At 72.6% G+C, this 14,154-nt stretch carries 12 protein-coding genes; 8 read left to right on the top strand and 4 right to left on the bottom strand.

Translation table 11 applies throughout. From position 1 onward, the window contains the following. Nucleotides 1-64 precede the first annotated feature (64 nt). Nucleotides 65-421 (bottom strand): hypothetical protein, encoded by a 357-nt coding sequence (locus OG782_RS07520; protein WP_406448617.1) that lies wholly within the window; start codon nucleotides 419-421, stop codon nucleotides 65-67. Between the two features lie 137 nt (nucleotides 422-558). Further along, complete coding sequence (locus OG782_RS07515; protein ID WP_406458901.1) at nucleotides 559-1,341, bottom strand: hypothetical protein; 783 nt, start codon at nucleotides 1,339-1,341, stop codon at nucleotides 559-561. A gap of 683 nt (nucleotides 1,342-2,024) precedes the next feature. Here OG782_RS07515 and OG782_RS07510 point away from each other — a divergent pair. Next, nucleotides 2,025-2,240 carry an I78 family peptidase inhibitor gene (locus tag OG782_RS07510; protein ID WP_406448616.1) on the top strand — a complete coding sequence of 72 codons (216 nt, stop codon included), beginning with the start codon at nucleotides 2,025-2,027 and terminating at the stop codon, nucleotides 2,238-2,240. A 143-nt stretch (nucleotides 2,241-2,383) separates the two neighbouring features. On the opposite strand, the gene OG782_RS07505 is transcribed toward OG782_RS07510, so the two are convergent. Beyond that, on the bottom strand, nucleotides 2,384-3,421 hold the full coding sequence (locus OG782_RS07505) for a phosphatase PAP2 family protein (RefSeq protein WP_406448615.1): 1,038 nt from the start codon (nucleotides 3,419-3,421) through the stop codon (nucleotides 2,384-2,386). Nucleotides 3,422-3,977: 556 nt separating this feature from the next. Between OG782_RS07505 and OG782_RS07500 the strand changes: the two genes are divergently transcribed. Both OG782_RS07500 and OG782_RS07495 read left to right on the top strand, forming a co-directional pair. Next, the gene (locus OG782_RS07500) at nucleotides 3,978-5,717 is read left to right on the top strand and encodes an MFS transporter (protein WP_406448614.1); all 1,740 of its coding nucleotides are present in this window, start codon (nucleotides 3,978-3,980) and stop codon (nucleotides 5,715-5,717) included. A gap of 94 nt (nucleotides 5,718-5,811) precedes the next feature. After that, nucleotides 5,812-7,023, top strand: coding sequence for an acyl-CoA dehydrogenase family protein (locus tag OG782_RS07495; RefSeq protein WP_406448613.1), 1,212 nt, complete (start codon nucleotides 5,812-5,814; stop codon nucleotides 7,021-7,023). A gap of 41 nt (nucleotides 7,024-7,064) precedes the next feature. On the opposite strand, the gene OG782_RS07490 is transcribed toward OG782_RS07495, so the two are convergent. Next, nucleotides 7,065-7,508, bottom strand: coding sequence for a cell division protein SepF (locus tag OG782_RS07490; RefSeq protein WP_359135871.1), 444 nt, complete (start codon nucleotides 7,506-7,508; stop codon nucleotides 7,065-7,067). Nucleotides 7,509-7,875: 367 nt separating this feature from the next. On the opposite strand from OG782_RS07490, the gene OG782_RS07485 reads away from it, so the two are divergent. The 5 genes from OG782_RS07485 to OG782_RS07465 all read left to right on the top strand — a co-directional run bounded on the left by OG782_RS07485 (nucleotide 7,876) and on the right by OG782_RS07465 (nucleotide 14,152). Further along, nucleotides 7,876-9,069: a DUF5685 family protein gene (locus tag OG782_RS07485; RefSeq protein ID WP_406448612.1), complete on the top strand. Its 1,194-nt coding sequence runs from the start codon at nucleotides 7,876-7,878 to the stop codon at nucleotides 9,067-9,069. Between the two features lie 587 nt (nucleotides 9,070-9,656). Beyond that, complete coding sequence (locus OG782_RS07480; protein WP_406448611.1) at nucleotides 9,657-9,830, top strand: hypothetical protein; 174 nt, start codon at nucleotides 9,657-9,659, stop codon at nucleotides 9,828-9,830. Next, complete coding sequence (locus OG782_RS07475; protein WP_406448610.1) at nucleotides 9,827-11,689, top strand: FAD/NAD(P)-binding protein; 1,863 nt, start codon at nucleotides 9,827-9,829, stop codon at nucleotides 11,687-11,689. The genes OG782_RS07480 and OG782_RS07475 overlap by 4 nt, the downstream gene beginning before the upstream one ends. 229 nt (nucleotides 11,690-11,918) lie before the next feature. Next, nucleotides 11,919-12,965 carry an LLM class flavin-dependent oxidoreductase gene (locus OG782_RS07470; protein ID WP_406448609.1) on the top strand — a complete coding sequence of 349 codons (1,047 nt, stop codon included), beginning with the start codon at nucleotides 11,919-11,921 and terminating at the stop codon, nucleotides 12,963-12,965. Then, nucleotides 12,962-14,152, top strand: a complete 1,191-nt coding sequence (locus OG782_RS07465) for an LLM class flavin-dependent oxidoreductase (RefSeq protein ID WP_406448608.1) — start codon at nucleotides 12,962-12,964, stop codon at nucleotides 14,150-14,152. Before OG782_RS07470 ends, OG782_RS07465 begins: the two co-directional genes overlap by 4 nt. Nucleotides 14,153-14,154: the final 2 nt, after the last annotated feature.

Genomic DNA, 14,154 nt, shown 5'->3' with positions numbered 1-14,154 from the left:
GGAGCCCCGTACCACTCGGTGAACGAGTGGTACGGGGCTCCGTCGTACGGCGGTGCTGCTGCGGTCAGGCTCCCCGGGAGCCGGGGGGCAGCGCGGGCTGGACCCGCCCCGCGTGCCGTCCCACCCGCTGCCAGGTGCCGAGACTCCCGGTGTGCGTGCCCGGGCCGCTGCCGTGCCCGGCTGTGCCGCCTGTGGTCCCCGCCCCGGTCGTGACCGCCCCACCGTGCCCCACGTGGCCCGAGCGGCCGCTCAGCGGGGCCCTGGAGCCGAAGAGCCCGGTACCGAAGCCCTGCAGCCCCAGACTCTCCTCGCCGCTCCGGTCGCCCGGCAACGCCCTGAACGACCGGCGGTACTCGGAGTACAGAGCGTCGTAGATCGGGGTGTGGGACGGGCCGCCCGATGGGTCCTGCGCGGGACGCATGGCAGGGATCGGGCTCGGACGCTGGTGGGAGGGGTCGTATGAGTGCACGTATGTGCCAACGACACCGTCGGCCGTCGGATGCGGGCCCGTCGGAGAATTAGCTGTTCGCCCAGGGTGCACGGGGCGCGCGGCCATGATCAGGTCCCGGCCAGCGGCATGGCCGCGGCGACCAGAAGCCCACCGGCCGAGGCCTTCTCCAGCGCATCGCGCAGCAGGTCCTCGCGGGGCTGCTGGCCGATCGAACCGGCCGGGGCGGCGTAGACCAGTACGGTCTGCGACTTGTTGGCCGCCGTCCGCCAGCCCTCGGTGACCTGGAGGGGCGCGTGCGCCTGCCACCAGGCCACCGGCGAGCCGCCGCCCGTGCCCGGCTGGAGCACGGCGTGCAGCTGGCCCATGGCGAGCAGGATCGACCAGCCGTGCAGCACCTCGGGGACCTGGTCCATCCGGTGGACCGGGTGGAAGCCCTGCTCCAGCAGCAGCTGGAGGAACTCGTCGCCACCGCTGCCGTCCGTGCCCGGACGGGCGATCGCCCCGGTCGGCTCGACGACCAGAGCGGGGTGGAGCTCGTCGTCGATCAGGACGAGGCCGCTGGTGATCCCGAGCACGGCCTGCTCGGACCCCGGCCGGCCCGGGCCCTCCTGCTCACTCCCGGTGATGCTGCGAACGGCTCCCTGCAGCTGTTCCTCGGCGACCTGGACGACCTGCGAGGGGATGCAGGTGGCGTGCGCGAAGGCGAGCACGGCGGTCTCGTCGCCGACGAACAGCACCGTGCTGGTGCGTTCCTGTTCGGAGTCGCCGGGGGTGCGGCAGGAGGTGCAGTCGTAACTGCCGGGGGCGTTGTCGCCGACGAGCAGCCGGTCGGCTTCGGCGTCGCCGATCTCGGCGCGTACGTCCTCGCTGACGTCGAGCATGCGCGGCACGGGTGGCTCCTCGAACTCGGTACGTGCGCCGGGCGGTTCCCGGCTCATGAAGATGACAACGGGCGATCCGCTGCCGGGGTCACGCGGGAAGGCGAACGGAATCGAACCGGGCGAGGCGGCTTCCGGAGCAGCCATCCGAGAAGTGATGAAATGTGTGGATTCCGTACGTGGGTGCATCGGCCGGGCGGCGGGGCGCGCCCCGGGCGGACGGGGGCCGCCCTCGCGCCCGCCGAGGGGGCTGCGCGGGCCCGGGACGGGGAAGGGGTGTCAGGTGCCGGAAAGCGGATGATTCGGGTTGTCCGCTATACGCCCGGACGCCCGGCGGCGGGGCGGTGCGATGGTGTGGATATCGTCACCCCGGGATAAGGGCGCAATAAGGAAGGGTGAATTCCCGATGGTGTGCCTCTTTACGAGAGGTAATTCCGGTGGGATATCGGCATGGTTCGGGAGTGGATATCACGCGCGTTCCCCGACCTTTTCCGCCCTGCTCGAGTGATCGCTTTCGGGCCTGTGTGATTACTGTGCGTCCGGTTGTGAATCGCACGTTCGGGCGAGGGAGTTCGAAGGGAACACGTGTGGTGATCCTGTGACACAAGCGTGACCGGTGAGGTACGCGAGGATGCCGTGCGGCCGGGTGGCGCCCCGGCTTCCGTCGCCGTCCGGGGCCGCCTACGGTGAGGGGTATGGCACCCATACCGTCTTCTCCCGCCCAGCCCGACGACGCCCCCGGTGCGTACGTCGGCCTCGCCGCCGAGACCGCCGAACGGCGGGCCCGCGAGCGTGGCTGGGCCACGGTCAGAGCCCTTCCGCCGGGCACGGTCATCACCATGGAGTTCCAGGGCGGCCGGATCAACTTCGAGGTCGACGGCGGTGTCGTCAGGCGCTGCTGGACCGGCTGAGGACCCGTACCGCCGCTGATGACCCCTGTGTCGCGCGGCGAAGGTCCTGACGCCCTCTCTGCCGCACGAGCGAAGGCCCCGACCGGAGTCGGGGCCTTCGCCCGTGCGGGGAGGCGTGCGTACCGTTCCTGCGGCCGGTGCGGTCAGCCGCCGGCCACCGGCCGGGCCGGAGCCGTACCGCCGCGCGGTGTGCGGTCCGCGTGCGGCGGGCGGCGGCTGCCGGCCGGGGTGACCGGGGTGCGCTCCGAGCGTGCCGGGTGGTTCTGGTGGACGGGGGGCGGGGTGTGGGCGCGCCCGCGGCCGCCCGCGACCACGGCCTGCTGGCGTCCGCCCGCCCCGACCGGCTCGAAGGCCGGGTTCCGGGCCGCCGTCTCGTCCACGGCCGGCTGTCCGACCGGTACGGGCCGAGGGGTGTCCGCCGCGACGGGGACCGGCTGTACGGGCCTGCTGCCCGGAGCCCCCAGCCGCGCCCGGGCGGCGAAGATCCAGTTCTCGGCCCGGGTGATCAGCGGCTCGACCCAGGGCAGGCCGAGCAGGATCAGCAGACCCGCCGCCCAGCCCAGGAGTACGTCGCTGAGCCAGTGCGTACCGAGGTAGACCGTCGTCAGGCCGACCCCGAGCGAGACGATCGCGGACATGGCCGACAGATACCGCCTGGCTCGCGGGGTGGCGGCCAGGTAGGCGAGGATTCCCCAGGTCACGACGGCGTTGGCGGTGTGGCCGGACGGAAATATATCGCCGCCGGCGAAGAGTTCCGCCGAGCCGATCTGGGTCGCGTAGTGCGGGCCGAGCCGGCCGAGGCCGATCTTGACCGCCCCCACCGTCACATTGAGCAGCAGCAGCGAGGCGCCCAGTGTCAGCAGGGGCCGCAGGGTGTGCTGCCGCCAGGAGCGCCAGCCCAGCCAGCAGGCGACCATGACCGCCGTGGGTCCGCGCTGGCCGAGGACGACGTAGTAGTCGAGGAAGGCATGGATCTCGGGCCACTGCTGGTACGGCCGGAAGAGCATGACCTTCCAGTCCAGGGTCACCAGCCAGGACGACATGAGCACGGCAATGACGATGGCCAGATAGAACGCCAACGTCCCGCCGAAGAGAGCGATGCGGTGACGGCTCATCCGCGGTGTCTCTATCTTCGGCGGTTCCGGCTCCCGGTCCAGACGGGCAAAGATGTCGGTACGCACCCAATCGACGTTACAGCGAGTGAGTGGGCGTCCTGGTCGATCCGGCCGCTTTGTGATGACGATGTGATGTGGACTATGTCTCAGTCCGGGCCATTTCTCTGAGTTCCCGAAGAATCCTCGGCCCCTTCAGCTCCATTTCCCGGTGCGCGTTCCGGAAGTGTATTCGGTGAGGGAAGAGGAAATGCGCGGAGTGCCGAAGTGCATTTGCCAAGCGCTCCGGGGGAGCGGAACGGACGGTGCCGGTCCGGTTACTGGACGCCTTCGCCGGGCGCCCCGCAGGAGGCCCGGACAACCCCCGGAGCCCGTTGACCGCGCGGCGTACCGGCCGGTCGTCGCAGGTCGGGGCGGTGCCCCGGAGGGGGTCGGCGCGGTCGGCCGCAGTGGCGTACGCCACACTCGACGTCGCTCCGGGCTATGACATGGGCCACGTGTGGCCCTGCCGAACTCGCGTACGCTGACGCATCACTCGCCCGTCGATGCCGGGCCCGGAGGGACAGCGGACGCTGACTCCCCGGTGGGCCCGCCGAGCGCGAGGGACCTTTTGGGAGGTAGATGCATGTCCGGGACGACCACAGCCCGAATCCGTCTGCGCGCAGCCGCCGACGGGGCCAACCGATGGGTCGTCCTGGTCGTCCTGTGCCTCAGTCTGCTTCTCGTGGCACTCGACGCGACGGTGCTGCATGTCGCCGTCCCCGCCGTCACCGAGGACCTGCGGCCCAGCGCCGTCGGACTGCTGTGGATCGTGGACGCCTATCCGCTGGTCTGCGCCTCGCTGCTGATCCTCTTCGGCACGCTCGGTGACCGGGTGGGGCGGCGGCGCATCCTGCTCCTGGGCTACGCGCTCTTCGGGGTCGCCTCCGCCGTCGCGGCCATGGCGGACAGCGCGGGCGTACTCATAGCGGCCCGGGCCATGCTCGGCGTCGGCGGCGCGATGATCATGCCGGCGACCCTCTCGATCCTCCGCCAGGTCTTCCCCGACCGTCGCGAGCGGGCCATGGCGATCGGCGTATGGAGCGCCGTCGCCGCCGTGGGCGCCGCCACCGGACCCGTCATCGGCGGATTCCTCGTCGAGCACTTCTGGTGGGGCTCGGTCTTCCTGATCAACATCCCGCTGATGGCCCTGATCCTGCCCCTCGGCCGGCTGCTGCTCCCCGAGTCGCGCGGCAGCAACGACGGCCCCTGGGACGTGTTCGGCGCGCTGATGGCCGCCGCCGGGGTGCTCGGTGTGGTCCTCGGTGTGAAGCGTGCGGGGACCGGCGAGGGGCTGCTCGACCTGGCCACGCTCGTGCCGCTGCTGGCCGGAGCCGCGCTGCTGACCGCGTTCGTCCGCCGCCAGAAGCGGCGCACACATCCGCTGGTCGACATCGGGATGTTCGCCAGGCCGGCCTTCTCCACCGCGGTGGGCTGCATCGTCCTCGCCATGCTGGCCCTGGTCGGGCTGGAACTGATCGCCGTCCAGTACCTCCAGCTCGTCCTGGACCTCAGCCCCCTGGAGACCGGCCTGCGGCTGCTGCCGCTCACCTTCGCCGCCATGGCCGCGGGTGCCACCGGCTCGTACACCCTGCGCCGGATCGGACCGCGCCGGATGGTCGGCTGGGGATTCGTGCTGACGGCGGTCGCGGTGCTGATGCTGACCGCGATGGGCCTGCACGACCGGCCGGGGCTGCTGGCGGTGTCCTTCGTGGTGCTCGGCTTCGGCCTCCAGTCCACGCTCTTCGGCGCGTACGAGTCGATGCTCAGCGAGGCGCCCGCGGACCGGGCCGGCGGGGCGGCGGCGATAGGCGAGACCTCGTACCAGCTGGGTGCCGGCATGGGGATCGCGCTGCTCGGCAGCGTGATGAACGCCGCGTACACGCCCGGCCTGGCGAAGCTCCCCGAGGAAGGCGTTCCCGCCTCGGCGGGTGCCGCCGCCGCCCATTCGCTCGGCGAGGCCTACCAGGTGGCCTCACAGCTGGGCGGGCCGCTCGGCGCCGTGCTGCGCTCCACCGCCCGGGACGCCTTCGTCGACGGGCTGCACATCACGCTGCTGGTCAGCGCCGGTCTGCTGCTGCTCGGGGCGTTCGCGGCGCTGAAGCTGCCGCGCGTGATGGAGTGCCCGCCGAAACTCTGCGAGCCCCGGGAGTCCCCGGACGGCCGCGGGGTGCCCGGTGCCCGGGATACGCAGGAGCCCCTCGGCCACCGCGATCTCCAGGGCCCGCGCGAGGTGCCGGTCCAGGAACGGCCCGAGGTGCCGCTCCGGCTGCCCGCCCGGCGCCGCCCGGCCGAGGCGACCGGCTCTGGACGCGCGGCACACTGAGTCGTAACGTCGGCACGACGCCGTAACTAACACTGCTAGTTTTCGGCTTCCCCACCGACATCGGTACCGTGCGAGCCGCCGGAGGCACTCCCTCATGTCCACCGCCCCGTCCTCGAAACTCCCGCCCTTCGACCCCCGCGACCCGATCGGCGTCGACGATCTCCTGAGCGCCGAGGATCTCGCGATCCGCGACACCGTCCGGACCTGGGCCGCGGACCGGGTCCTGCCGCACATCGCCGAGTGGTACGAGAACGGCGAACTGCCCGGCATCCGCGAGCTGGCCCGCGAACTGGGCTCGCTCGGCGCCCTGGGCATGTCCCTGCACGGATACGGCTGCGCGGGCGCCACCGCCGTCCAGTACGGACTGGCCTGCCTGGAGCTCGAGGCTGCCGACTCCGGGATCCGCTCGCTCGTCTCCGTACAGGGCTCACTCGCCATGTACGCCATCCACCGCTTCGGGTCCGAGGAGCAGAAGCGGCAGTGGCTGCCCGGCATGGCGGCCGGTGAGATCATCGGCTGCTTCGGCCTCACCGAGCCGGACCACGGCTCGGACCCGGCGGGCATGCGGACGTACGCCAGGCGCGACGGCGATGACTGGGTCCTCAGCGGCCGCAAGATGTGGATCACCAACGGCTCGGTCGCCGGGGTCGCCGTGGTCTGGGCGCAGACCGACGAGGGCAGTGCGGGCACCGGCATCCGCGGATTCCTGGTGCCGGCCGGTGCCCCCGGGTTCTCCGCGCCCGAGATCAGGCACAAGTGGTCCCTGCGCGCCTCGGTCACCAGCGAGCTGATCCTGGACGAGGTGCGGCTGCCCGCGGACGCCGTGCTGCCGGGCGTCACGGGTCTGCGCGGCCCGCTCAGCTGCCTCAGCCATGCCCGCTACGGCATCGTCTGGGGAGCCATGGGCGCCGCCCGGTCCAGCTTCGAGGCGGCCGTCGACTACGCGAGGACGCGTGAGCAGTTCGGAAAGCCGATCGGCGGCTTCCAGCTCACCCAGGCCAAGCTCGCCGACATGGCCGTCGAGCTGCACAAGGGCATCCTGCTCGCCCACCATCTGGGCCGCCGGATGGACGCGGGCAGGCTCCGGCCGGAGCAGGTCAGTTTCGGAAAGCTGAACAATGTGCGGGAGGCCATCGAGATCTGCCGCACCTCACGCACGATCCTCGGCGCCAACGGGATCTCGCTGGAGTACCCGGTGATGCGGCACGCGACGAATCTGGAATCGGTGCTCACCTACGAGGGAACCGTGGAGATGCACCAGCTGGTACTGGGCAAGGCGCTCACCGGTCTGGACGCGTTCCGGTGAACCCGGGACGGCGCGGCCGGACCGATCGGTGAGCGCCCCGCTCAGCTCTGGTTGAAGAAGCCGTCGGCCGGCCGGCCGGCGGCTTCGCCGTTGACGACCTGGGTGTCGGCGGGGGTCAGCAGGAAGACCCGGGTGGCCACGCGGTCGATCGACCCGCGCAGTCCGAAGATCAGTCCCGCGGCGAAGTCCACCACGCGCTTGGCGTCGGCGGAGTCCATGGACGTGAGGTTCATGATCACCGGGACGCCGTCCCGGAAGAGCTCGCCGATGCTCCGGGCGTCCCGGAAGCTGTCCGGGGTCACGGTCGCGATCCGCCGGCCCGTCTCCTCGGCCGCCTCGGAGACCACCCGCACCCGCGGATCGGTCACCCAGGCCTGACCGGTCCCGGTCCGTGCACCCTCGGCGTACTCGTCGTCGTCGTAGTACCGCTCGTCGTTGTCCTCTACGAGGCCCAGCCAGGCACTCGCCTTGCGCACCGATCCCATGGACGCCTCCTCTCACCGCGGTTCCTTGGCGTTCCGCATGTCTTTCGTATCCCTATGGTCGTCCATGATGCGGATCGTGCGCCAAGGGGATAGGCGGCGCGCTGGGCATTCGTGACGGTACTGGTGCAGAGGATGTGGCGATTCGTCAAGGTTCATCCTGCAAAAGGGCCCTGGGGAAAGAAAATATGATGCTCCGGTCCGTACGGGTGACATGGGGGACGTACGGGTGAACGGGCCACTCGATACGATGCACGTCGCGCACGCGCCCGAGCGCGGCGCACAGGCGAACGACTCCCGGGGGATGGCTGTGTTCGGAATCGTGAGGCCCTGCACTCACCGCTTGTCGGAAGGGCTCAGGACCGAGTGGATGGCCCATCTCTGCGGGCTCTGTCTGGCACTTCGCTCCGACCACGGACAGTTCGCCCGGATCGTCACCAACTATGACGGTCTGATCGTCTCGGTCCTGACGGAGGCTCAGACCGAGCGCACCCCCGCACAGCGGCGCACGGCGGGGCCCTGTCCGCTGCGCTCCATGCGTACCGCGCCCGTCGCACGCGGTGAGGGCGCCAGGCTGGCCGCCGCCGTCTCGCTGGTGCTGGCCTCGGCGAAGATACGGGACCACGTCGCCGACCGCGACGGTCTGTTGAGGCGGCGCCCGGTGGCCGCCGCGGCGCGCCGGGTGGCGGCGGGCTGGGACCGGGCCGGCGCGCGCACCGGCGCGCAGCTCGGCTTCGACACCGCGCTGCTCGTCGACGCCGTCGACCGGCAGACCGGCATCGAGTTGATCGCCGGGCCCGGCACCCCGCTGCTGACGGTCACCGAGCCCACCGAGACCGCCACCGCCGCGGCCTTCGCGCACACCGCCGTACTCGCGGGCAAACCGCAGAACGCCGCGCCGCTCGCCGAGGCCGGACGCCTCTTCGGACGCCTCGCGCATCTGCTGGATGCCGTGGAGGACCAGGAAGCTGACGCGGCGTCGGGTGCCTGGAACCCGCTCACCGCGACCGGCACCTCGCGCACCGAAGCCCGGCGGCTGTGCGACGACGCGCTGCACGGCGTACGGCTGGCACTGCGCGACGCGGAGTTCACCGACGGCAAGCTGGCGCACGTGCTGCTGGCGCACGAACTGCGGCGCTCGGTGGACCGGGCCTTCGCCACGGACGTCTGTTCCCATCAGGCGGGCGGTCTGCTGACCGGACGGCCTGGCGGAGCCGGCCACCCGTCAGGAGAGCCGCACACGGGGTCGTTCGGGCCACCGCCGGGCAATCCCTACGCCCCCTCGGGGCCGGGCGCGCCCTTCGGCCCGCCGCAGCCGCCGCCGGAGCCCCCGCGCGACCGGCGGGGGCTCGTCATGGGGTGCCTGGTGTGGGCGGGGCTCGCCTGCACCTGCCAGATGTGCTGCGGAACCTTCGACGATCCGTGGAGCCGCCAGCGGCGCGAGGGGCTGTGCAGTCAGTGCGACTGCGGCGACTGCTGCGATGCCTGCGACTGCTGCGGCAACTGCGGCGGTTGCTGTTCCAGCTGTGACTGCTGCGACTGCGACTGCGGGTGCGACTGCTGAGTCCCGGTCGCCGAGTCCCCGCCACGTGAGCTCGGGCGGCGAGATCTGCGAGGTCTTGATCGCGGAGTCGCGGATGCCCCACTTCTTCAGGATCCGGTCGTAGGCCGAGGAGGATTCGCCGGCCGGGACCGGACGCGCGAGAGCACGCGGCCGCCCACGGCCGGGGCGGATGGAGACGGGGTACGGCGGCACAGGGGCCGGCGTGAGGGGAGGGGTTCTGCGGTGTGGTGTACGCGAGGGCACGCGGGGAGAGCTCGGACGCCGGTCACGGCGCGAGCGGAAAAGCGGCGGGAGCAGGGAGTCGGCTCAACAGGAAGAGGACCACACGCGACCGAAGTCGATGTGGGAGCGCTTGACCAGCCACTGCTGCGAATGCATGGCCCAAGTGGAACAGGCATCCGGTGGTCCGTCAACTGACCTGATGTGTATGGCTCATAGTGTGGACACGCTTGACAATCCGCCGTGAACAGCGCTTACCTCGGAGGCGGACCGCGCTGAGGGGCCCGGTCCGAGTGGTGTTCCACCCTGTTGTGTTCCGTGCCGAGGGCACGCCCCGTGTTCGATCGCTGCATCCACGGAGCCCTCGCATGTCCGCGCAGACATACACCCTTCCACCGGTTCATCCGGCCCCGCCGGCCAAGGACAACGATGCCGAGCGCCTGCGCATCTGCCTCTGGCGCGTGGCCGTCACCTCGCTGTCCGGCATCGGCCGGCACTCCACTGAGCGGTACCACGCACACGGCAGCGCAGGTGCCCGGTGAGCGGCGGACCGGTGCTGGCCGTCATCGGCGCGGGCCCCCGCGGCACCGGCCTGATCGAACGCATCGCGGCCAACGCACCTGCCCTGTACGGGAACCGGCCGCTGGACATCCACCTCGTCGACCCCTACCCGCCCGGGGGCGGCCGGATCTGGCGCCACGGTCAGTCGCCGCTGCTGTGGATGAACTCCATGGCCGAGGACGTCACCATGTTCACCGACGACACCGTCCGCCAGGAGGGGCCCGTGCGGCCGGGACCCGCACTCGACACCTGGGCCGCGGACGTGCGCGAGGGACGGACCGAGACGGCCGGTGAGGCCGCCGCCGAACCCGCACTCCGCTCGGAGATCGAGGCGCTGGGAGGGCAGGACTTCCCGAGCCGCCGGCTGCAGGGCGCCTATCTGCGCTGGGTGTACGAGCAGTCGGTGTCCGCGCTCCCGCCCGCGGTCACCGTCCACGAACACCGCGACCGGGCCCTGCGCGTCACCGGCCGGCGCGACGGCCGCCAGCTCGTCCACCTGGAGAGCGGCGGCGAACCGCTCGCCGCCGACCTCGTGGTCCTCACCATCGGCCACCTGGACGCCGAACCGGACGACGAGCAGCAGCGGCTGTCCCGCTTCGCGGACCGGCACGGTCTGATCCATCTGCCGCCCGACTTCACCGCCGACAGCGATCTGAGCGCCCTGCCCGCGGGCGAACCCGTCATAGTGCGGGGCTTCGGACTCGCCTTCATCGACCTGATGGTGCTGCTCACCGAGGGCCGCGGCGGACGGTACGAGAACGGTGTCTACGTACCCTCCGGCAGGGAACCCGTCCTGTACGTCGGGTCGCGGCGCGGCGTCCCGTACCGCTCCAAGATCGGATACGGCTGGCAGGGCGAGCGGCCGCCGCTGCCGCGGTTCCTCGGCCCCGACCTGACCGCGGAGCTCCTGAAGCGGCCGCAGCCGCTCGACTTCCGCCGTGACATCTGGCCACATGTCGACAAAGAGCTCGGTCATGCCCACTACCACCGGCTGTTCACCGCCCACCCGGAGCGCACCGCCACCGAGTGGCCCGCCTTCGAGGAGAAGTACGCGGCCGCCGGTCCGGGCAGCGCCGAACTGAGCGCCCTGATCGCCGCCGCCGTCCCCGACCCCGCCGACCGGCTCGACCTGGAGGCGCTCGACCACCCGCTGGACAAAGTGCGCCACACCTCGTCCGAAGCCTTCCAGGCGGCGACGCGCGACTACATCGCCGCCGACCTCGAACGCCGGCACGACCCCGGACACAGCGAGGACCTCGCCGTCTTCCTCGCACTGCTCTCCGCCTACGGCCAGCTGATCAGGCTCGGCGACATCGGGGACCGGTGGCACGGCTTCTTCAGCTACCTCGCCTCCGGCCCGCCGGGCCCCCGGCTGCGACAGCTGCTCGCCCTGTCGCGGGCCGGCGTCGTCCGCTTCCTCGGCGCCGGGACCGCGGTCGAGGCCGACGAACGCAGCGGCCTGTTCCGGGCGTCCAGCGCCACCGTGCCGGGGGAGCGGATCGAGGCCCGCGCCCTCGTCGAGGCCCGGCTGCCGGACCCCTCGCCCGGACGCACCCGCAGCGCCCTGCTCCGCGCGCTGTACGAGGACGGGGCGGCGGCGACCGTCACCGGGCTGCTCGCGGTCGATCCCGACGACGGGCGGATCCTGGACCGTGACGGAGTGCCGCACCCCCGCCGCTTCGCGCTCGGTCCGCACACCGCGGCGCGGACGAGCGGCGCCTTCACCCGGCCGCGCACCGGTGGCCCGGCCTTCGGGCAGAACGACGCCACCGCACGCGCCGCCCTCACCCTCCTGCGCGGCCTCCCCTTCCTGCGGGGCCTCCCCGGCGGCGATGGCTGACCGGCAGGCGCGCCCCCGATCCGAACCGTCCGAGGACATCCCCGTGAAGACGGCCAACGGGCTCGATCGCCGTCGACGGCACCGTCGTCCTCATGGACGAGGGACGGATCGTCGAGCGGGGCCCGGCCGCCGGCGTACTCGACCGGCCGCACCACGAACGCGCCCGCGCCTTCCTCTCCGAGGTCCTGTGACCCGAAGCCGCACCCCCACCGTGCCGAAAGGGCCTTCCATGCCTGCCTTCCGACCGCTCCACCTGGCCGCCGAGATCGGCGGCCCGCCCCGCTACGACCCCGCGCACTACACCGGACTCGCCCGGCTGGCCGAGCGCGGCGCCCTGGACTTCGTCACCCTCGGCGACTCGTTCGCCCGGCCCGGACCCGATGCGCTCGCCGTCCTCTCCCGGGTGGCACCCGCAACCCGCCGGATCGGTCTCGTGCCGACGGTCACCACCACCCACACCGAGCCCTTCCACGTGTCGTCCGCCGTGGCCACCCTGGACTGGATCAGCCGCGGCCGGGCCGGCTGGAGCGTGGACGTGTCGACGACGGCGGCCGAGGCCCGGCTGTTCGGCCGCCGCCCCGCCGCCCCCGCCGCCGAACTGTGGCGCGAGGCCGGTGAGTGCGCCGACGCGGGCGCACGGCTCTGGGACAGCCGGGAGGACGGCGCCGGAGGCCTCACCGGCCGCGACAGGCTGCACCGCGTCGACTTCGAGGGCGCCACGTTCGGCGTGCGCGGCCCGGCCGTGGTGCCCAGACCCCCGCAGGGCCGCCCGGTCGTCGTCGTCGACGGCACGGCGGATCCGGCCAGGGAGACCGCCGCCCGCCACGCCGACGTGGTGCTCGTACGGGCCACCACGCCCGAGCGGACCGCCGCGATCAGCGACGACGTGCGCCGCCGCGCCGCAGCCCACGGGCGTGACCCCGGCGCCGTGCGGGTGCTCGCCGCGCTCACCGTCGATCTGGGCGACGCCGAATCGCCACCGGAACCCGGGCTGGAGAGCGGACCGCCGCTCGCCGCGCACGGCACGTACTACCGCGGCGGCCCGGTCGACCTCGCCGACCTGATCACCCAGTGGCACCGGGCCGGCGCCGTCGACGGCTTCCACCTCACGCCGATCACCCCCGAGCGCGACCTCGAAAGAATCGTCAACGGCACGGCGGCCCTGCTCCAGCACCGCAGCCTGCTGCGCACCTTCTACCCGGGCGGCACCCTCCGCGAGCACCTCGGCCTTGCCCGGCCGGCCAACCGGTACGCCCTCGAGGGGGAACGGGTATGACGGCCGCGGCCCCGAAGCAGATGCACCTCGCCGCGCACTTCCCGGGGGCGGACGGCACCACCGTCCGGACGGACCCCTTCCGCGGCCGGACCGACTTCTCCTCCTTCGAGCACCTCGCCCGCACCGCCGAACGCGGCCTGTTCGACTTCCTCCTCCTCGCCGACGGGCCGTGGCCGGGCGGGCCCGACGGGCCGGTCCCGGGCCAGGACGTGGCCGGCCGGCCCGAGTCCCTCACCATGCTGGCCGCGCTGGCCGGCGTCACGGAACGGCTCGGCCTCGCCGCCACCGCCGACGCCACCTTCAACGAGCCGTACGAACTGGCCCGCAGGCTCGCCACCCTCGACCACCTCAGCGCGGGCCGGGCCGCGTGGAACGTCGTCAGCTCCCGCGACGCCCTCGCCGGTGAGAACTTCCGGCGCGGCGCGGGCCCCGACGGGGCCGGGCTCCTGCGGGGGCCCGGCTTCACCCGGACCGGGGGAACCCCCTTCACGCGCGCCGCCGAGTTCGTCGCCACCGCCCGTGAGCTGTGGGACTCCTGGACACCCGACGGTGTCCCGCGCCCCTTCGCCCATCACGGGCGGCACTTCTCGGTCGGGGGAGAGTTCACCGTCCCGCGCTCCCCGCAGGGCCACCCCGTCGTCATCCAGTCCGCGGACTCCCGCCGGGGCCGCGAGTCCGCCGCGGCCGCCGCCGACATCGTTCTCACCCGGCTCGGCACCCCGGACGCGGCCCGCTCCTTCTACGCGGACGTGAAGGGGCGTCTGGCGAAGTACGGCCGGGAGCCCGACGAGCTGAAGGTCATGCCCGGCGTCCATGTGGTGCTCGGCGACAGCGACGCCGAGGCGCGGGAACGGGCGGACGCGATCCGCCCGGGCGGTATCCCGCCCCAGCACGCGGCCCCGGCCCGGGGCGGCGGGCTCCCCGCCCGGCGGACGCTCATCGGGGCGACCGGGCGGCAGCCGCTCGCCGGCAGCCCGCCGGCCGTCGCGGCGCGGCTGGCCGAGTACGTCGCCGCGGGAGCCGCCGACGGCTTCGTCCTCGTTCCCCATCCCGCCATCGGCGGCCTCGACGAGTTCATCGACCGTGTCGTACCGCTCCTCCAGGAACGCGGGGTGTTCCGTTGCGCGTACACCGGTTCCACCCTGCGGTCGCACCTCGGACTCGCCGAGCCGGTATGGAAAGGTTGACC

This window comes from Streptomyces sp. NBC_00876 (assembly GCF_045207435.1).
In the GTDB taxonomy this organism is placed as follows: domain Bacteria; phylum Actinomycetota; class Actinomycetes; order Streptomycetales; family Streptomycetaceae; genus Streptomyces.
This window is presented reverse-complemented; position numbering and strand designations above follow the sequence as displayed.